Below are 19,976 nucleotides of genomic sequence, written 5' to 3'. Positions count from 1 at the left end.
TGTAAACTTTAAAAGCCAAACCAATGAAGACGTTATTAATATTCAGCTTTTTACTGTTGTCAGTAAAAGGCCAGAGCCAAGAAAAAAACATTGAAACCGAATCGGTTACTTTAGACAATCTCATCACGTTTATCGTCGAAAATTATTCTGTTGATGACGATACCACAGCCACAAAAAATATCACGTTTTTAATAGAAACTTACGGTGAGCAATTTAACACAGAAGACAAAGTAATTTTAAAGCAAGCTTTTAAGCTATTCTCAAAGCGGGTTTCAGAAAATGACCGAGTGAGTATTGTGAGTTATTCTAACATGAATGGTATTGCCCTAAAACAAGCTGAAGGAATTGATATTAAAAAAATGCTTTATGTAATTGAGCATCCAAAACAAAGCATAAAAACCATTGAAAAAGATGGTATTGAGTTGGCCTATGAATTTACCAAAGAGAATTTTGTGGAAGAGGCCGAAAATTCTGTTGTTATGGTACGCATTCCCAATCGCAGTTCAGAACCTGTCACTACAACCAATGTACAAAACACCAAAACAAAAAAGAAGAGCAATAGTGTTGTATTGACTGCCATCGCTTTGCTCCCAGAAATCATTGCAGTTATTAAAAATTAATAATTATCTAAAATTAAGTATTATGAAGAATTTATTACAACTAATTTTTGTGATGTTAATATCAATACAAATCGGCGCACAGGAAAAGACAGTTACGGGAATGGTGACTTCTGCATCAGATGGATTACCGTTACCAGGTGTTAATATCCAAATCGAAGACACATCAAATGGTGTACAAACTGATTTTAACGGTAATTACGTAATCAAAGTTAAAGAGGGAAAAAAATTAGTCTTTAGCTATATTGGATTTGATACAAAGGTGATAAAAGTTGAAAGTTCAAACATTTACAATGTTGCTTTAAAAGAATCGGAAGCATTAGAAGAAGTAATTATTGTCGGTTATGGTGCAAGTTCAGATTTTAGAAGTCCATCAAAAGCTCAATTAAAATGGCAAAAACAAAAAAACTATCATAATAGCATTTCAAAACAGCTTCAAAGACAAGTTTCGGATGTTATGATAAAAGGTACTAGAGAAACCCAAGCCAATCAGGTTCTTTATATTGTTGACGGTATTCCTGTTCAAAAGGGCCATAACACTTTAATTAAAAATATCAAACCTGAGGAGATTGAGCATGTCAATGTTCATAAAGGTGTAAAAGCTGTTCAGCTTTTCGGTATTTCAGCAAAACACGGTTGTATAGTAATTACAACCAAATCTGGAAACTATCGCATTCAAAACGATGAAAACTATGCCAATATCAATGAGAACAATTTTGAACGTACCACATTATCACCACTCTCAACATTCTCAATAGATGTCGATAAAGCAGGTTACAGCAACATAAGACGCATGATTAACAACGGCGAAAACATCCCTTTTGATGCGGTTAAAATTGAAGAAATGGTTAATTATTTTAATTATAACTATCCGCAACCAACCGATGAGCATCCGTTTTCTATTAATACAGAAGTAGTACAAACACCATGGCATAATGATACGCAATTAGTTAGAATTGGTCTTCAGGGAAAAACTTATGAAAATGATGAACTGCCAGCATCTAACTTAACCTTTTTGATAGATGTCTCTGGTTCTATGGGCAGTCAGAATAAATTACCATTGTTAAAATCTGCTTTCAGGTTATTAGTGAATCAATTGCGTGCTAAAGACAAAGTATCCATCGTAGTTTATGCTGGTGCAGCAGGTGTAGTATTGAAACCGACTTCAGGAAACAACAAAGAAAAAATATTGGCAGCTTTGGATAACCTGAATTCTGGTGGTTCAACTGCAGGTGGTGCAGGAATTGAATTGGCTTATAAATTGGCAGAAGAGAATTTCAAGATAAAAGGAAATAATAGAGTCATTTTGGCTACTGATGGCGATTTTAACGTTGGGTCGTCCAGCGATAACGCAATGAAAAAACTGATTGAAGAAAAGCGTAAAACAGGAGTCTTTTTATCTGTTTTAGGATTTGGCTATGGTAATTACAAAGATTCAAAATTAGAAACTTTGGCAGATAAAGGCAATGGAAATCATGCTTATATCGATAACATGCAGGAAGCACAAAAAGTATTCGGTAAAGAGTTTGGTGGTACATTGTTTACTATTGCAAAGGATGTTAAGATTCAAGTGGAATTTAATCCAGAGAAAGTTCGAGCTTATCGTTTAATTGGTTATGAAAATAGATTGCTTGCAGATGAGGATTTTGTGGATGATACGAAGGACGCAGGCGAATTGGGTAGCGGACATACTGTGACGGCCTTATATGAAATTATTCCGGTTGGAATAACAAGTGACTACATTAAAGAAGTTCCAGAATTAAAATATACGCAGTATCCAGACAAAAAGAATTTTGAAGATGAATTTTTTACAGTTAAATTAAGATATAAACTACCAGACGGTTCTAAAAGTATTGAAATGGTGAAAGTCCAAAACACAGAAACAGTTAAGGTTTCTGAGGATATGAATTTTGCATCGGCAGTAGCTTTATTCGGGATGCAATTACGTAATTCAAAATATTTTAACCAAGCCGAAGTATCAAAAGTGATTGAACTTGCCGAAAATGGAAGAGGTGAGGACAATGATGGATATAGAGCAGAATTTGTAAGACTGGTAAAATCTTATGGAAATTTGAATTAAGATCTATTAATTGTAAAACAAAAAACCCAATGCAAAAACATTGGGTTTTTAAATTTTATATAAAATAACTAAGAATTAATTACCCTCAGAAAGGTTTTTCATTTCTTCTTCTACCATTTCATAGAACTGATCAATTTTTGGAAGTACAACAATTCTTGTACGTCTGTTTTTAGCTCTATTTTCAGCAGTGTCATTTTCTACTAAAGGTACGTGATAACTACGTCCAGCAGCAATAAGTTGTTGTGGATTAACTTTAAGATCCTCCAAAACTCTTACAACCGAAGTTGCACGCTTCACACTCAAATCCCAGTTATCTTGTAATGGTGGTTTGTTGTAAGGTACATTATCAGTATGCGCTTCTACCATCGCTTCAAAATTAGGCTTGCTATTGATAACTTTAGCAACTTTTCCTAAAATTTCCTTTGCACGATTTGTAACGGTATAACTACCACTCTGGAATAATAATTTATCAGCAATAGAGATAAAAACCACACCTTTTTCAACATTAATTTCAATATCTGGATCGTTGATACCTACTTCCTTTTTAAGGCTTGTTACGATTGCTAAGGTTACACTATCTTTTCTAGACAAAGCATCTTGTAATCTTGTGATTTTTAAATCGCGCTCTTGTAAACTTTCTAACGACTTTTCTAAATTAGAAGCTCCTTTACTTGTAAGTTCTGTTAAATCTTGTGAACTCTTAATAAGTGCTTCGTTACTCTTTCGCATATCAGCCAACTGTTCTTTCATGGTTTCCACTCTAGCATTGGCAGCAGAAGCATCAGAAAGACATTTGTTAAGCTTTACAGTTGCGCTGTTCAATAAATCTTGGGTTTCTTGATGTTTGGCTTCAAGTGCGGCATATTCTTTTTTAGATACACAAGAAGATAAAACAAACATTGAGCAAATACTCAACAACATTATTTTTTTCATAATCGAATTTTAGTTTTAATAGTTAATTATAACGTACCAAAATTATAGAAAAGAATAGCGCTTAACACATGGATTAACATAAATTTTAACAGTTTTATAAACAATTAGAATCTACGTCTTTTACTAATAAAATATGACCAAACAATAGATTTAGAATCGGAGTAATGAGCGCGTTGAGACGAATTATTACGCTTTTTTAAAATTATAGGTAGTTGTGCGTAAAATGAAATGTGTGCTTTTAAAATCGAAAAAGCGTGCATAGGTTTTAATTGAAATAGAAACATAAAGAATGCCACAGCATCCAGAATCATTCTTGCCAAGGCTTTCCAATAGATAGAGCCGTGAGCATTTTTTACCAATGTGCTGAGGCTGTTCCTAAAATTGAGAAACGTCTTTCTTGGGTTGGTGTTTTTTAACGTAGCTCCGCCAACATGATAAATGGATGTGGTACCAACATATACCGTTTTGTAATTTTTATTATAGGCACGCCAACATAAATCTATTTCTTCCATATGGGCAAAAAAGGATTCATCAAACCCTTTTAACTCCTCAAAAATAGATTTGCGAGTAAATAAGCAAGCACCGGAAGCCCAAAAAATTGGTGAAATATCATTGTATTGTCCTTCATCCTTTTCAATGGTGTTAAAAATACGACCACGACAATATGGATAGCCGTAATGATCAACGAAACCACCAGCAGCACCAGCATATTCAAAATAATCTTTGTTGTTATAATCTAATATCTTCGGCTGAATTATAGCTGTTCCGGAATCTTCATTAAATTGATTTACAATTGGTTGAAGCCAATTTTCAGTGACTTCCACATCGCTATTCAATAAACAAAAAATAGGCTCTGCAACATATTTTAAAGCATCATTATATCCTTTCGCATAACCACCATTTTCAGAATTTTTAATGATTTTAATAGAAGGATAAGTAGCTGATACAAAAGCAACGGAATCATCAGTAGAAGCATTATCTGCCACATATATCATTGCATTTTGGGAATACGAAATCACCGATGGCAAAAACTGTTTGAGCAAGTTTTTTCCATTCCAATTTAAAATTACAATTGCTATGTCTTTGGTTTCCAACATTTATTTTGATTTGTAATTTGGAATATCCCTTAAGAAAGTATAGCGCTGCGCTTCCGTATCCATTTGGCAATAATAATGATTTAAACCGTTGGTAACCATTAAATATGTAGCATTTAGCACTAAATTATAACGCGCAATTTGGTCAAAAGTAGTTTGGTTAATTGGTATGTGGTGAGACTTACATTCTACCATTAAGTGAATGCTTCCGTCTGGGTTAAAAATTACAATGTCATAACGTTTTTTAAGTCCGTTAATAGTGAGCTCTTTTTCAATATTTATTAACGAAATAGGGAATTTTTTTTCATGTAGAAGGTAATGGATACAATGCTGTCGCACCCATTCTTCGGGTTGAAGAATGACGAATTTTTTCCGAATCACATCAAAAATAGAAACTTTATTTTCTGTACTTTTGAATCGGTATTCAAACTGAGGAAAGTTGAGCTCTTGCACTAATGTTAAACTGTAATTTCGCCAAAGTTAAAGCAGAATACCGCAAATCACAATTTTTAAATAGAAACTTCAGATACCATTTCTGAAAAATGTTTCATCCAATTGGTAATTGCAAACCTTGTATTTTGAATTTTGAAAGTTTTAGACGAAGCAAAACAAATAGCCACAGACATTAAAAAAGGCCAACTGAAACCCATTTATTTACTAATGGGTGAAGAGGCATATTACATAGATAAAATCTCCGATTTTATTGAAGACAATGTTTTGGATGAATCTGAAAAAGGTTTCAATCAAATGACGTTTTACGGTCGTGATGTTTCCATCGATGATATTGTAAGCCAAGCCAAACGCTATCCTATGATGGCAGAACGGCAAGTGGTAATTGTCAAAGAGGCACAAGATTTGAGCAGACACATCGACAAACTACTTTCCTATGCTGAAAGTCCTCAACCTTCCACAGTTTTAGTACTAAATTATAAATACAAAAAACTGGATAAAAGAAAAGCTGTTTATAAAGCCATCAAAAAATCAGGAGTTGTTTTTGAAAGCAAAAAACTATATGATAACCAAGTGCCAGATTGGATTAGACGAGAACTGAAAAATCAAGGTTACGATATTTCTCCAAAAGCTGCGCAAATGCTGGTTGAATTTTTAGGAACGGATTTGGGCAAGGTAAATAACGAACTCAATAAACTTCAGATTGTACTACCAAAGGGTACACAAATCACACCAGAGCATATTGAGGAAAACATTGGAATAAGTAAGGATTTTAATAATTTTGAATTACGGAAAGCCATTGGTGATCGAGATATATTAAAAGCACAGCGTATCGTGAAATATTTTGCCGATAATCCAAAGGACAACCCAATGGTGGTAACCATTTCGTTATTGTTTAGTTTCTTTTCGCAGTTGTTGCACCTTCATGGTATGTCCGACAAAACACCACGCAGTGTAGCATCTGCACTTAGAGTAAATCCCTATTTTGTGAACGAATATTTAACTGCGGCTCGGAATTACCCAATGAAAAAAGTTAGTGCTGTAATTAGTCTTTTAAGAGAATTTGATGTAAAAGGAAAAGGTGTTGGCTCAAATGCAGTACCTCAAGGCGATTTACTTAAAGAATTAATGGTTAGAATTTTGAATTGATTCTTGAGGAGCGTCAGTTTGAGTGTACCGACGTTTTTGAAGTAATGTATCGAGAACTTTTACAGGCTAAAAGCTATTGGTCGATCATCACTTTATAATCAACTTTTTAACCGATGATTTTTTAGTCGATTTGTTTTTCATTTCAACTTGATAAATCCCACTAGCCAAATTAGAAATGTCAATTTTCTTTTTATTAGAACTTAGTATCAGTTGGCCAGAATTTGAATAGATTGTCGTTGTGCAATTATCACACTCCACAGTGATTTCAGTCTTTGCTGGATTTGGATAAAAGGTTAATCCTTGATTGGTTTCATCTTCAATATTCAAGGTGTTAAAATCAAATTGATATAAACCCTGTAAATTAGAAAAAAGCGCCTCAGTAGACACGTAGTATTCTGAAACAGTAAGGGCTACGATTCCCTCTGTTTGAGACGAATAGCCGGATGGAGCAGTCATAGAAATTATATTTATGGTTCCATTGGAAAAAAGACCACCGTTAAAACCCTCTAGCTTAATTAAAAAAGGTCCATTTTCACCGTATCCACAAAGCACAATACTATTGTCGGCAGAATTAGTAGTAGCACCTGTGACTAGACCATCACTATTAAATTCATCAATTCTTAGAGCATTTTGTGTACCGATGCTCTTTGGCAATTGATAAACGTGAGTTTCAAAATTTTCCCAATTCTTAGTGAAAATATACAGTTGGTTATTGTAATGAATAAGGGCTTCGGCATCAAAATTTGTATTCATCGGATTTGATGTAAAATCCGTTTGATCTTCGTAGCTAAATTCAATAATATCTGCGTTGACGCTTGTATTATTGAGATAATCTGAAATCAAAATGCGATAAATTTTCAGGTCTGTTCTGTTGCCACTGTTATTTCCAAAATCACCGATGTAAATATAAGTATCGTCTTTGGTAATGTCTTCCCAGTCTATGTTGGTGGCATTACTTACCGTTACAGTTCGTGTGATGTTTCCCGTTGAAGTATCAATTTCAAAAAGTTGTGCACTATTTCCTGAGTCGTTATGGGTAATAATGGTGTTGTCTATTATTAATAACCCAGAAGTTTCGCTCACAGTTGCGTCGAGATCTGTATGCAGGGTATATTGTTGAGCTGACAATGTACCAAACATCATCAAGAATATAAGAATTGTGTATTTTGTTTTCATCTCAAATTAATTATTACCTTAAAGTTATGTATTCTAATCGTAATATTTTAAATATATTATTTTTACTTAATTTAAATTCAACTAGAAACTACAACTACAATACATGAAAGTATTTTCCAAAGAACAGATTTACGAAGGTGACAAATTAACGGTCGAAAGACAAAATATATCCTCAACAGAATTGATGGAGCGTGCAGCGACTCAGATTTTTAACTGGATGCATTTGCGCATGCAAGGTGCCCAAGTACCTATTCATGTATTTTGTGGTATTGGTAACAATGGTGGCGATGGATTGGTGCTGGCCAGACATTTAATTAATCATGGTTATAACGTGGTAACTTATATTGTGAATTGCAGTGACAAGCGAACAAAGGACTTTTTGGTGAATTATGACCGCATAAAAAATGCATCTAAAGAGTGGCCCATTATGTTGAGCTGCAAAGAGGATTTTTCTGAAATTGTAATTGACGAAAAGGATATAATCGTCGATGCTGTTTTTGGTATAGGTCTTAACCGACCACCAAACGAGTGGGTTCAGAAATTGTTTCAATGGTTTAGAAAATCCAAAGCATTTACTTTGGCCATTGACATTCCGTCAGGATTGTACACGGACCAACCGGTTGAAAATGATAATCATGTGGTGCATGCCAACTATACATTGAGTTTCCAGTCGCCAAAATTGGTTTTCTTTTTACCGACTACGGCAAAATTCACGACTCAATGGGAAGTTTTGGATATAGGAATTGACCGTGACTATTTGATTGAAACAGAAACTGAAGTTGAACTAATTGGAAAAATGGAAGTCTTGCCATTTTACAAGTCGAGAGAAAAATTCTCACATAAAGGTATGTACGGTCATACCATGATTGCAGGTGGAAGCTACGGCAAAATAGGTGCCGTAACTTTGGCAAGTAGAGCAGCATTGAGTGCTGGTTCTGGTCTGGTAACCGCTTTCGTACCAAAATGTGGTTATCAAATTCTGCAAACGTCCACGCCAGAACTTATGGTGTTAACAGATGAAAATGAAAAAGAAATTACAAATATTAATTATGATATTGAGCCAACCGTAATTGGAGTAGGTATGGGCATGGGCACTTCCGATGCTACAGCAAATGCATTTCAAGAGTTTCTAAAATCTAACAAAACACCTCTGGTGGTTGATGCAGATGGTCTCAACGTACTGTCCAAAAAGAAAAGTTTACTGAAACTTCTACCAAAACAAACCGTTTTAACACCACATCCCAAAGAATTAGAGCGTCTCGTTGGCAAATGGTCTGATGATTTTCAAAAATTAAAAAAGACTAAAGAATTTTCAAGGAAATATAATGCCATCGTAGTCATTAAAGGCTCAAATACAATTACGGTCTTTAAGGATAAAATGTATGTAAACACTACTGGAAATCCAGGTATGGCAACTGGAGGTACAGGCGATGTGCTCACAGGCGTGATTGCTGCAATGATTGCCCAGAAATACGAACCTCTTGCAGCAACGATATTTGGCGTATATCTTCATGGAAAATCGGCTGATATTGCACTAGAAGATTATGGTTATCAAAGCTTAATAGCAAGCCATGTGATTGATTATTTGGGCAATGCTTATTTGGATTTATTTAAGCAGCCAGAAGAAAATCAACCACAGCGACAACAAGAGGAAAATCAAAAAGAGGGCAAACCACAATAGGAAAGAATTTATAGATTATATTGGGATATTTTGAGGCAATTGTTTCATTAGGTCTAATTATCAACATTCTGTCGTGAACTGAAAAATTATTCCCAATTTTGAAACACACTAACTCATAGACTATGTCATTACAACATATTATTTCTTCAGAAGAATTGGATATCATAACAATCTATGATATTATTAAAAATCAGAAAAAACTTAAACTATCTGAGGAATCCGAATCTAAAATTCGAGCTTGTAAGTTTTATTTAGATAACAGACTCGTAAAGGATAAAAACCCTATGTACGGTATAAATACAGGGTTCGGTTCACTTTATAATGTAAAAATTTCAGATAAAGACCTGACTATATTGCAGGAAAATTTAGTCATGTCTCATGCCTGTGGAACAGGAGATCGTGTGCCTGAATCTATTGTAAAAATAATGTTGTTGCTGAAAATTCAGTCGTTAAGCTATGGCCGTAGTGGTGTGCAATTAGAAACTGTAAATAGACTCATTGAATTTTTTAACAACGATGTTTTCCCTTTTGTTTTTACCCAAGGTTCTTTGGGTGCGTCTGGAGATTTGGCACCATTGGCACATTTGGCTTTGCCACTATTAGGAAAGGGAAAAGTGGTTCATAATGAGAGTATTTATGAAGCCAACGATATATTAAAAAAATTCAACTGGAAGCCTATAAAATTAGAAGCTAAAGAAGGTTTAGCATTGTTGAACGGAACCCAGTTTATGAGTGCTTACGGTATTTATCTATTAATTCATTCCCATAAAGCATCATATCTAGCAGACATAATTGCTTGTATATCTTTAGATGCTTTTGATGGACGTTTGGATCCATTCCACGATTTGGTACATAGCGTTAGACCACATCCTGGTCAACGTAAAGTGGCAAGAAGGTTTAATGAGTTGTTGAAAGGAAGTGAGATTATAGAACAAGAAAAAGAACACGTACAGGATCCATACTCATTTCGCTGTATTCCACAAGTTCATGGTGCTACAAAAGACACGTTGGATTTTGTTGAAAAAGTAATTATGACTGAAATTAATGCGGTTACCGACAACCCAAATATATTTCATGAAGAAGATTTAATAATTTCTGGAGGAAATTTTCATGGACAACCATTGGCATTGGCATTGGACTATCTAAAAATTGCCATGGCCGAAATCGGCAATATATCTGAGAGGCGCGTATTTCAGTTAGTGTCTGGCTTAAGAGGTTTGCCAGCATTTTTGGTTGATAATCCAGGCTTAAATTCTGGTTTTATGATACCGCAATATACTGCTGCCAGTATCGTTAGTGCCAATAAACAGCTAGCAACACCAGCAAGTGTGGATAGTATAGTTTCTAGTAATGGTCAGGAAGACCATGTAAGTATGGGTGCCAACGCGGCCACACAAGCTTATACCCTTATTAAAAATGTAGAGCGTGTGATCGCTATTGAATTAATGAATGCTTCACAGGCCCTAGAATTTAGAAGACCGCTTACAACTTCACCACTACTTGAAACTTTTCTTGAGCAGTACAGAACCTATGTGCCATTTATAAAAGTTGACCAAGTATTGCACGATGATATAGAAGCATCGATTCAATTTTTAAAAGATTTTGAAATTGAAATTGAAGAATTGTTTATCAATAACTATGGAGTTGAAAAACATTAAGATTTATGTTTTTACAGAAGTTGTTAGTTTTTTGCTCCATGTGATGGCTTCATCTAAATTTGAGAAAATCTCAAAAGGTTTTTTGAGGAACATTTTTTCAATTTCAGCATTTACTTTTGCTTTATAATCTTTAGAGACGACAGCAAAGCCTTTAAGATTTTCAATTTTAGAGGTTTGTAAATAAACTTGAGGATCTACAGCATATGAATTAACTCGGTGGGTAATGTAAACAAAGGGTTCATTTGCGTAATATTTATTTACTAAGTCCACTAGAAATTCATTTTTCTCTGGTGTCACTGTTACGCCCTCGCTCATTTCTACAATGAGATAGTTATCGTAAATTGATATTTCGCAAAAGTCGAAAGTTAGGGATTCTTTCATGACTTATTATTTTAGGGTTAAAAACTTAAGATAAAAAAAACTCCTCAATTATTGAGGAGCTTTTTTCAATAAATTCAATGTATCTACGATTCAGTTGGCTTATTAGATGTTTTAATCTTAATTTTTAACACATCATTTTTAGCGTCTAAATCCATAGTGATTATGTCACCTTCATGAATATTTGAATTAATGATCTCTTCAGCGAGCGCATCTTCGACATATTTTTGAATTGCTCTATTAAGTGGTCTAGCGCCATATTGCTTATCAAAACCTTTTTCTGCAATATAGTCCTTAGCTTTATCTGTAAGTTTAAGCTCGTAACCTATATCTTTAATTCTGTCAATAAGTTTAACCAATTCGATATCTATAATTTTATTGATATCTTCTTTTTCGAGAGCATTAAATACAATAACGTCATCTATCCTGTTTAAAAACTCTGGTGCAAATGCTTTTTTAAGTGCATTTTCAATCACTCCTTTTGCATAATCTGACGCTTGAGCTTCCTGAGCAGAAGTACCAAAGCCGACTCCTTGTCCAAAATCTTTTAATTTTCTGGCTCCAATGTTCGAAGTCATAATAATGATCGTATTTCTAAAATCAATTTTACGCCCTAAACTATCTGTCAAGTAACCGTCATCCAATACTTGCAATAACATATTAAATACATCTGGGTGTGCTTTTTCAATTTCATCCAAAAGCACAACAGCATATGGCTTACGTCTGATTTTTTCGGTTAGTTGTCCGCCTTCCTCATAACCAACGTATCCTGGAGGTGCACCAATTAATCTTGAAATGGCAAATTTTTCCATGTATTCGCTCATGTCAATTCTTACCAATGCGTCATCACTGTCAAATAACTCACGTGCCAAGACTTTGGCTAACTGTGTTTTACCAACACCAGTTTGGCCTAAAAATATAAACGAGCCAATCGGCTTATTTGGATCTTTAAGTCCCGCTCTGTTTCTCTGAATAGCTTTAACGACCTTGCCAACAGCTTGATCTTGCCCAATAACCTTTCCTTTTATTAATTCTGGTAATTGAGATAATTTATTGATTTCTGTCTGAGCAATTTTATTTACAGGAATACCTGTCATCATAGACACGACATCCGCAACATTATCTTCAGTGACAAGTTCGCGCTGTTGTTTGGTTTCTTCCTCCCATTTAGATTGAGCGCTAGCCAACTCTTTTTCCAGTCGTTTTTCGTCATCACGAAGCTTTGCGGCTTCTTCGTATTTCTGTTTCTTAACAACACTGTTTTTAGTTTCCTTTACTTCTTCAAGTTGCTTTTCGAGATCAAGAATTTGATCAGGCACATCAATATTAGTGATGTGTACTCGAGAACCAGCTTCGTCTAAGGCATCAATGGCTTTATCCGGTAAAAAGCGTTCTGTCATGTATCTATTTGTGAGCTTTACGCAGGCTTCAATGGCCTCATCTGTATAATCAACATTGTGGTGTTCTTCGTACTTTTCTTTAATGTTGTTAAGGATTTCAACTGTTTCTTCAACCGAAGTCGGCTCGACAATCACCTTTTGGAAACGACGTTCCAAAGCACCATCTTTTTCAATATATTGTCTGTATTCATCTAATGTTGTCGCACCAATACATTGTATTTCGCCTCGAGCCAAAGCTGGCTTAAACATGTTTGAAGCATCCAAACTTCCGGTCGCTCCACCTGCACCAACAATAGTGTGAATTTCATCTATAAAGAGAATAATATCATCATTTTTTTCAAGCTCGTTCATTACGGCTTTCATACGTTCTTCAAACTGACCTCTATATTTTGTGCCTGCGACCAAACTCGCTAAATCTAAAGTAACAACTCGCTTATTGAATAATGTACGAGAGACTTTACGCTTAACTATACGCAACGCTAAACCTTCGGCAATGGCAGATTTACCAACACCAGGTTCACCTATTAATAGTGGATTGTTTTTCTTTCTTCGACTTAAAATTTGTGAAACACGTTGTATTTCCTTTTCTCTACCAACAACAGGGTCGAGTTTTCCTTCTTCTGCCAGTATTGTTAAATCTCTTCCGAAATTATCTAAAACTGGTGTCTTAGATTTTTTATTTGATTTACTGGACTGTCCTCCACCAAATGGATTTTGCTTGGCATCATCCTCTTGATCATTTACGTCATCATCAGAAAATGATTCTGCTTTTGGTGTGTCTAGATAATCGTCTTCGCTAGTAATCATACTCTTAAATTCTTCTTTTGCGTTATCGTAATCTACTTTGAGTTTATTGAGCAACTTCGTAGTAGGATCGTTTTCGTTTCTAAGTATGCACAGTAATAAATGTGCTGTATTAATAGAGGTGCTCTGAAATAGTTTTGCTTCCAAAAATGTAGTTTTCAGCGCACGTTCTGCTTGTCTGGTAAGGTGTAAGTTCTTCTTTTCGTTAGAAGTAGTAACAATATTTGGGTTGGCAGGACTGAGTATTTCAACCTTACGCCTCAAATGGTTTAAATCTACATCCAACGAACTTAATATATCAATCGCTCTACCATTACCATCTCTTAATAAACCGAGCATAAGATGTTCTGTGCCAATAAAATCATGACCTAAACGGAGTGCTTCTTCTTTACTGTAAGCAATTACATCTTTTACTCTAGGGGAAAAATTATCATCCATATTTTAAATTCCTTTCTGCATTAAAAATAATAAAAACATATGAAGTAATATTCAAAAACCATACCTTAATATATTACTCGTAAACGAATAGAGTAAAAAACCATTTTAAATCAAAGTAAAAGTACATTTACTTATTAAGAAAAAGATATTAAGTATTGTTAATAAAAACTCTTAAAAAGGGCTTGTATTTGCTCAATAAACACTGCTAAAATCGTTATATTAGCACGTTTTGAAAACCTACGAAAAACTAATTAAAATTTTATATGGCAGAAGGAGAAAAACTCATTCCAATTAACATTGAAGATGAAATGAAATCGGCTTACATTGATTATTCAATGTCGGTCATTGTGTCACGTGCACTTCCAGATGTAAGAGATGGATTAAAACCTGTTCACAGACGTGTACTTTATGGTATGCATGAGTTGGGTGTGAGGTCTAATACAGCGCATAAAAAGTCAGCAAGAATTGTCGGTGAAGTTTTGGGTAAATATCACCCACATGGCGATACATCCGTTTATGATACTATGGTGCGTATGGCTCAGGAATGGAGCTTGCGCTACATGTTAGTAGATGGACAAGGTAACTTTGGGTCAGTCGATGGTGACAGCCCTGCAGCAATGCGATATACTGAAGCAAGAATGCGCAAGATATCTGAAGATATGTTGGCAGATATTGATAAGGAAACAGTTGATCATAAATTAAACTTCGATGATACCTTAGAGGAACCAACGGTTTTGCCAACCCGTATCCCAGGACTTTTGGTCAATGGTGCTTCTGGTATTGCTGTTGGTATGGCAACCAATATGCCTCCACATAATTTAACAGAAGTTGTAGATGGTACTATTGCATATATCGAAAATAATGACATAGAAATTGATGAGCTTATTCAGCACATTAAAGCACCAGATTTTCCTACTGGAGGAACCATCTATGGATACGATGGAGTAAAGGAAGCTTTTCATACAGGTCGCGGAAGAATTGTGATGCGTGGTAAAGCCAGAATTGAAGAGGTTCAAGGGAAAGAATCCATTATTGTAACAGAGATTCCATACCAAGTTAATAAAGCAGACATGATTAAAAAGACTGCAGACTTGGTTAATGATAAAAAATTAGAAGGTATTTCGACTATTAGAGATGAATCTGATAGAAACGGTATGCGTATTGTTTACGTTCTTAAGCGTGATGCAATTCCAAATATTGTTTTAAACAAATTATACAAATACACAGCGTTGCAGTCGTCTTTCAGCGTTAACAATATTGCATTGGTTAATGGTCGACCTCAACTATTGAATCTTAAAGAATTGATTCATTATTTTGTTGAGCATAGACATGAGGTTGTAGTAAGACGCACCACTTATGAACTGCGTAAGGCTGAAGAAAGGGCACATATATTAGAAGGTTTAATTATAGCATCTGATAATATTGATGAAGTAATCAAAATCATTCGCGCATCTTCTAATGCAGATGAAGCTCGCAATAATTTGATTGAAAGATTTAAACTTTCGGAAATTCAGGCAAAAGCAATCGTAGATATGCGATTACGTCAGCTTACTGGCTTAGAACAAGATAAATTGCGTTCTGAGTATGACGAAATAATGAAAACTATCGAAGATCTAAAAGATATCTTAGACAAGAAAGAGCGTCGAATGGATATTATTAAAGAAGAATTAGCGGTAGTAAGAGATAAGTATGGAGATGAGCGTCGTTCGGTAATTGAGTATGCAGGTGGAGATTTGAGTATTGAAGATATGATACCAGATGAGCAAGTTGTAATTACCATATCTCATGCAGGTTACATAAAACGCACTTCTTTAAACGAATACAAAACACAAAATAGGGGTGGAGTAGGTCAAAAGGCTTCGACTACGCGTAATGAAGATTTCTTAGAGCATCTATTTGTAGGTACAAACCATCAATATATGTTGTTCTTTACTCAAAAAGGAAAATGTTTCTGGATGCGCGTTTACGAAATTCCAGAAGGTAGTAAAACTTCAAAGGGTAGAGCCATCCAAAACCTTATAAATATAGAACAGGATGATAAGGTTATGGCGTTTATATGTACACAGGATTTGAAGGATGAAGATTACATAAACAGTCATTATGTCATTATGGCTACTAAAAAAGGTCAAGTAAAAAAGACCTCTTTGGAGCAATACTCACGTCCAAGGACCAATGGTATCAATGCAATCACTATCAAAGAGGATGACGTTTTACTAGAAGCAAAGTTAACTACTGGAGAAAGTCAGGTGATGTTAGCTCTAAAATCTGGTAAAGCCATTCGTTTTGAAGAAGCCAAGACCAGACCAATGGGAAGAAATGCTTCTGGTGTAAGAGGAATTAGACTTCAAGATGAAAAAACAGACGAGGTAATTGGTATGATTGCCGTTGATGATATGGATAGCAATATTCTTGTGGTTTCAGAAAACGGATACGGAAAGCGTTCTAGCTTAGATGATTACAGAATTACTAATAGAGGAGGAAAAGGAGTGAAAACCATTTCTATTACAGAAAAAACCGGTAACTTAGTATCTATTAAGAATGTAACCGATGATGATGATTTAATGATTATCAATAAATCGGGTATTGCTATTAGAATGGAAGTTGCAGATCTTCGAGTCATGGGAAGAGCTACTCAAGGGGTTAAGTTAATTAACTTAAAGGGTAACGATTCTATTGCCGCCGTTGCAAAAGTGATGAAAGATGACGAAGAAGAAGTTATAGAAATTGATTCTGAAATAACTAACGACCAAGAGAATAGCCAAGATGGCACAACTCTTGATAATAATGAAACTGAAAACTAAAATTAACAACAAAACTATTTTAAAAAAATGAAAAAAATTATAGCATTAGTGTTACTATTAGCCGTTGGTTCAATGGGCTTTGCTCAAAAGAGTGAAGTAAGAGCTATAGAGAAAGCACTTAAAAATTCAAATTATGCAGATGCTAAATCGGCAGTCGCTTCAGCAGAAGCTCTTATGGGCAGTATGGACGATAAAATGAAGGCTCAATTCTATTATCTTAAAGCACAAGCATTATATGCAGGAGGATCTGGTTCTGATTCTGATATTGATGAGGCCATAACAACCCTTGGTAAATTGACGGATTTAGAAACTTCTATGGGCAAATTGAGATATACAGAGGATGCCAATGAAATGAAATCCGAAATGCTTAATTCTTATTTAACAAAGGCTAATCAAGCTATAACGGATAAGGATTATAAAACGGCCGCTACGCGTTTTGAAAAGGTATATAGAATGTCTCCACAGGATACAATATATCTATATTATGCAGCATCTTCGGCAGTGAATGCTTTAGACTATGATAACGCGTTAGATTATTATGAGAAGCTAAAGAATATGGATTTTTCTGGCGAAACAATGAATTACTATGCTACAAATGTAGCAACTGGTGAGGAAGAAGCCTTCAATAGTGCTTCTGTTAGAGATTTATCGGTAAAGACAGCAAAAACTCATAATAATCCAAGAAACGTAAAAAGTGAATCTAAAAAAGCAGAAATAGTAAAAAATATTGCTTTGATTTATGTCGCTCAAGGAAATGATGAAAAAGCGCTCGCCGCAATGTCAGATGCTAGAAGTGAAAACCCTGATGATTTAGGTTTATTATTATCTGAGGCTAATGTATATCTTAAAATGGGTAATAAAGAGAAGTTCAAATCCTTAATGGAGGAAGCTACTCAGAAAGATCCGAACAATGCTGAATTATTATATAATTTAGGTGTTTTGGCTGCTGAAGCTGGAAGTAATGAAGATGCTAAAAAATATTACGAAAAAGCGATTGCAATAGATCCTTCTTACGTTGATGCTTATAATAATTTGGCTGTAGTAATTTTAGCGGGTGAAAGTGAAATAGTAGAGAAAATGAATGCACTTGGCACAAGCGCTGCAGATAATAAAAAGTATGATGAGTATAAAGAGCAGCGATCTCAACTTTATAGAGACGCTATTCCTTATCTAGAAAAAGCATTGGAATTAAAAGAAACAAATTTGAATGCCGCAAAAACGTTGATGAACATCTACAGTGCTCTTGGTGAAACTGAAAAGTTTAAAGCAATGAGAACTAAAGTTGAGCAAATGGAAGCTTCGGCAAATGGAAATTAAATAATTTAATACCCTAATAAAAAAAGCGACTTAAAAAAGTCGCTTTTTTTTTATGCAATTTTTTTAATAACCCTTAGTTTATGGGTGTGTAAATTTTTTTCGACATTGTAGATTCCACTATGGTCCAGACGGTCTATTCTAACTTTTCCGTGAGCATGTATAATGTAATTGTCTTCCATGATTATACCTACATGGACAATGTTACCTTCATTATTGTCAAAGAAGGCTAAATCACCTGGTTCGGACTCCTCGATAAAACTGAGGGCTTCACCTTGAGTTGCTTGTTGAGATGCATCTCTAAATAGTTGAAAACCATTAAGTTTATAGACCATTTGAGTAAACCCAGAACAGTCAATACCAAAAGGAGTTTTGCCACCCCAAAGGTATGGTGCATTTAAATATAAAAATGATGTTGACAGAATGTCTGACTTAACACCTTTGTTGTTGATAGTATGACCATCAAATACATGGCCCAAAAGTTTTAATCCGTTTAGACAAGAACCAATAGGTATAGGATAGAGGTTGTTTGATGCATCTGAAACAAATTCAATTAAATCTTTGGATAGCTTGATACTCTCATTAGAAAGTTGAGTATAATCGGATTCAATAATTTCAATATACTGCTTATTGTCAATCCAACCTTCATACTTATCATAAGCAAATCGTATCCGACTCCATTTTTTGCGTTGTTCTAATACCTTAAAATGGTCTCCATATAGTGCTTGCGTTACCATTTCACTGGTATCGCTTGGCTCTAATCTAATAGGTACAATCCCCAGATTGCAAATGCCGTATTGCATAAACCTAATTTAAGCGCGTTCTAAAACCATGGCAGACGCTCCGCCACCACCATTACATATAGCAGCAGCTCCAGTTTTAGCATTATTTTGTTTTAAAACATGTATCAATGTTACCAGAATTCTAGCTCCAGAGCACCCAAGCGGATGTCCCAAAGAAACAGCTCCACCATTTACATTTACATTATCATCCGTTAGACCTAAAATCTTCATATTCGCTAACCCTACGACAGAGAAGGCTTCGTTAAATTCAAAATAATCAACATCATCTATATCAATATTAGCTTTTGCCAGCGCTTTTGGAAGCGCCTTTGAAGGAGCAGTAGTGAACCATTTTGGTTCTTGTGCAGCATCAGCGTAACTTTTAATTGTTGCCAGAGGTTTTAATCCCAGCTCGTCTGCTTTTTCTCTGCTCATCAAAACAAGTGCTGCAGCGCCATCATTTATGGTTGAGGCATTAGCAGCAGTAACTGTTCCGTCTCTGGTAAATGCTGGTCGTAAACTTGGAATTTTATCCATCTTTACGTTGGTATATTCTTCATCTCTATCAACGACTATGGCATCACCGCGACGTTGAGGTACTTCCACCGGAATTACTTCATCATCAAATTTTCCATTATCCCACGCATTCTTTGAGCGTTCATAAGACTGTATTGCAAAAGTGTCTTGATCTTCTCTGCTGAATTTATATTCAGTCGCACATGCATCTGCACACACACCCATAGCATTATCGTCATAGGCATCTACAAGTCCATCTTTTTGCATACCATCAATTAATGTGGCCGGTCCAAATTTTGTGGCACTTCTTGCATGATAATAATGAGGAATGGCACTCATATTTTCCATACCACCTGCCACTACTATATCCGCATCACCTAATTGTATGGCTTGTGCAGCCTGCATTACCGCTTTCATTCCGGATGCACATACTTTATTAATTGTTGTACAAGGAACTGTGTGAGGAATACCTGCGTGAATTGCAGCTTGTCTTGCTGGAGCTTGTCCAGTACCTGCTTGTACCACATTCCCCATAATCACTTCATCCACTTTATCGGCTGATAAATTTGCCTTTTGCAAAGCGGCCTTAATCGCAGTAGCACCTAACATTGGCGCAGACACTGTAGATAAACTGCCTAAAAAACTTCCTATCGGCGTCCTTACGGCTGAAACTATAACAACTTCCTTATTCATTACAATAAATTT

Annotated in this window: 15 protein-coding genes; 7 read left to right on the top strand and 8 right to left on the bottom strand. The window is 35.3% G+C overall.

Annotated features, from left to right (window positions below; genetic code table 11):
- The first annotated feature begins 23 nt into the window (after positions 1-23).
- Together HM983_RS09475 and HM983_RS09470 are read left to right on the top strand one after the other, a co-directional pair.
- Positions 24-620 (top strand): vWA domain-containing protein, encoded by a 597-nt coding sequence (locus tag HM983_RS09475; RefSeq protein WP_179345168.1) that lies wholly within the window; start codon positions 24-26, stop codon positions 618-620.
- 22 nt (positions 621-642) lie between these two features.
- On the top strand, positions 643-2,697 hold the full coding sequence (locus HM983_RS09470; protein ID WP_179345167.1) for a vWA domain-containing protein: 2,055 nt from the start codon (positions 643-645) through the stop codon (positions 2,695-2,697).
- A 75-nt stretch (positions 2,698-2,772) separates the two neighbouring features.
- On the opposite strand, the gene HM983_RS09465 is transcribed toward HM983_RS09470, so the two are convergent.
- The 3 genes from HM983_RS09465 to HM983_RS09455 all read right to left on the bottom strand — a co-directional run bounded on the left by HM983_RS09465 (position 2,773) and on the right by HM983_RS09455 (position 5,177).
- Positions 2,773-3,630, bottom strand: a complete 858-nt coding sequence (locus tag HM983_RS09465) for an OmpA/MotB family protein (protein ID WP_179345166.1) — start codon at positions 3,628-3,630, stop codon at positions 2,773-2,775.
- 104 nt (positions 3,631-3,734) lie between these two features.
- Positions 3,735-4,727 carry a glycosyltransferase family 2 protein gene (locus tag HM983_RS09460; protein WP_179345165.1) on the bottom strand — a complete coding sequence of 331 codons (993 nt, stop codon included), beginning with the start codon at positions 4,725-4,727 and terminating at the stop codon, positions 3,735-3,737.
- Positions 4,728-5,177: a type I restriction enzyme HsdR N-terminal domain-containing protein gene (locus tag HM983_RS09455; protein WP_179345164.1), complete on the bottom strand. Its 450-nt coding sequence runs from the start codon at positions 5,175-5,177 to the stop codon at positions 4,728-4,730. It lies immediately after the preceding gene.
- A 132-nt stretch (positions 5,178-5,309) separates the two neighbouring features.
- Here HM983_RS09455 and holA point away from each other — a divergent pair, with 132 nt between their 5' ends.
- The gene (gene holA / locus HM983_RS09450; RefSeq protein WP_179345163.1) at positions 5,310-6,323 is read left to right on the top strand and encodes a DNA polymerase III subunit delta; all 1,014 of its coding nucleotides are present in this window, start codon (positions 5,310-5,312) and stop codon (positions 6,321-6,323) included.
- Between the two features lie 87 nt (positions 6,324-6,410).
- Here the strand turns inward: holA and HM983_RS09445 are convergent, their stop codons facing one another.
- Entirely contained in the window at positions 6,411-7,499 is a 1,089-nt protein-coding gene (locus HM983_RS09445; protein ID WP_179345162.1) for a T9SS type A sorting domain-containing protein, read from the bottom strand.
- A gap of 103 nt (positions 7,500-7,602) precedes the next feature.
- Here HM983_RS09445 and HM983_RS09440 point away from each other — a divergent pair, with 103 nt between their 5' ends.
- Positions 7,603-9,180 (top strand): NAD(P)H-hydrate dehydratase, encoded by a 1,578-nt coding sequence (locus tag HM983_RS09440; RefSeq protein ID WP_179345161.1) that lies wholly within the window; start codon positions 7,603-7,605, stop codon positions 9,178-9,180.
- 122 nt (positions 9,181-9,302) lie between these two features.
- Positions 9,303-10,838 carry a histidine ammonia-lyase gene (hutH, locus tag HM983_RS09435; protein ID WP_179345160.1) on the top strand — a complete coding sequence of 512 codons (1,536 nt, stop codon included), beginning with the start codon at positions 9,303-9,305 and terminating at the stop codon, positions 10,836-10,838.
- 3 nt (positions 10,839-10,841) lie between these two features.
- On the opposite strand, the gene HM983_RS09430 is transcribed toward hutH, so the two are convergent.
- Together HM983_RS09430 and HM983_RS09425 are read right to left on the bottom strand one after the other, a co-directional pair.
- On the bottom strand, positions 10,842-11,219 hold the full coding sequence (locus HM983_RS09430; protein WP_179345159.1) for a hypothetical protein: 378 nt from the start codon (positions 11,217-11,219) through the stop codon (positions 10,842-10,844).
- A gap of 83 nt (positions 11,220-11,302) precedes the next feature.
- Entirely contained in the window at positions 11,303-13,858 is a 2,556-nt protein-coding gene (locus HM983_RS09425; protein WP_179345158.1) for an ATP-dependent Clp protease ATP-binding subunit, read from the bottom strand.
- Positions 13,859-14,121: 263 nt separating this feature from the next.
- Here HM983_RS09425 and gyrA point away from each other — a divergent pair, with 263 nt between their 5' ends.
- Complete coding sequence (gene gyrA, locus HM983_RS09420; RefSeq protein WP_179345157.1) at positions 14,122-16,659, top strand: DNA gyrase subunit A; 2,538 nt, start codon at positions 14,122-14,124, stop codon at positions 16,657-16,659.
- A gap of 27 nt (positions 16,660-16,686) precedes the next feature.
- On the top strand, positions 16,687-17,976 hold the full coding sequence (locus HM983_RS09415) for a tetratricopeptide repeat protein (RefSeq protein WP_179345156.1): 1,290 nt from the start codon (positions 16,687-16,689) through the stop codon (positions 17,974-17,976).
- Between the two features lie 50 nt (positions 17,977-18,026).
- On the opposite strand, the gene HM983_RS09410 is transcribed toward HM983_RS09415, so the two are convergent.
- Together HM983_RS09410 and HM983_RS09405 are read right to left on the bottom strand one after the other, a co-directional pair.
- Complete coding sequence (locus tag HM983_RS09410; RefSeq protein ID WP_179345155.1) at positions 18,027-18,776, bottom strand: C40 family peptidase; 750 nt, start codon at positions 18,774-18,776, stop codon at positions 18,027-18,029.
- A 9-nt stretch (positions 18,777-18,785) separates the two neighbouring features.
- Positions 18,786-19,964, bottom strand: a complete 1,179-nt coding sequence (locus HM983_RS09405; RefSeq protein WP_179345154.1) for an acetyl-CoA C-acyltransferase — start codon at positions 19,962-19,964, stop codon at positions 18,786-18,788.
- Positions 19,965-19,976: the final 12 nt, after the last annotated feature.

Source organism: Winogradskyella ursingii, assembly GCF_013403975.1.
Lineage (GTDB): Bacteria > Bacteroidota > Bacteroidia > Flavobacteriales > Flavobacteriaceae > Winogradskyella > Winogradskyella ursingii.
Note: the sequence above shows the minus strand (reverse complement) of the source record. Positions and strands in the feature narration are given on the sequence as shown.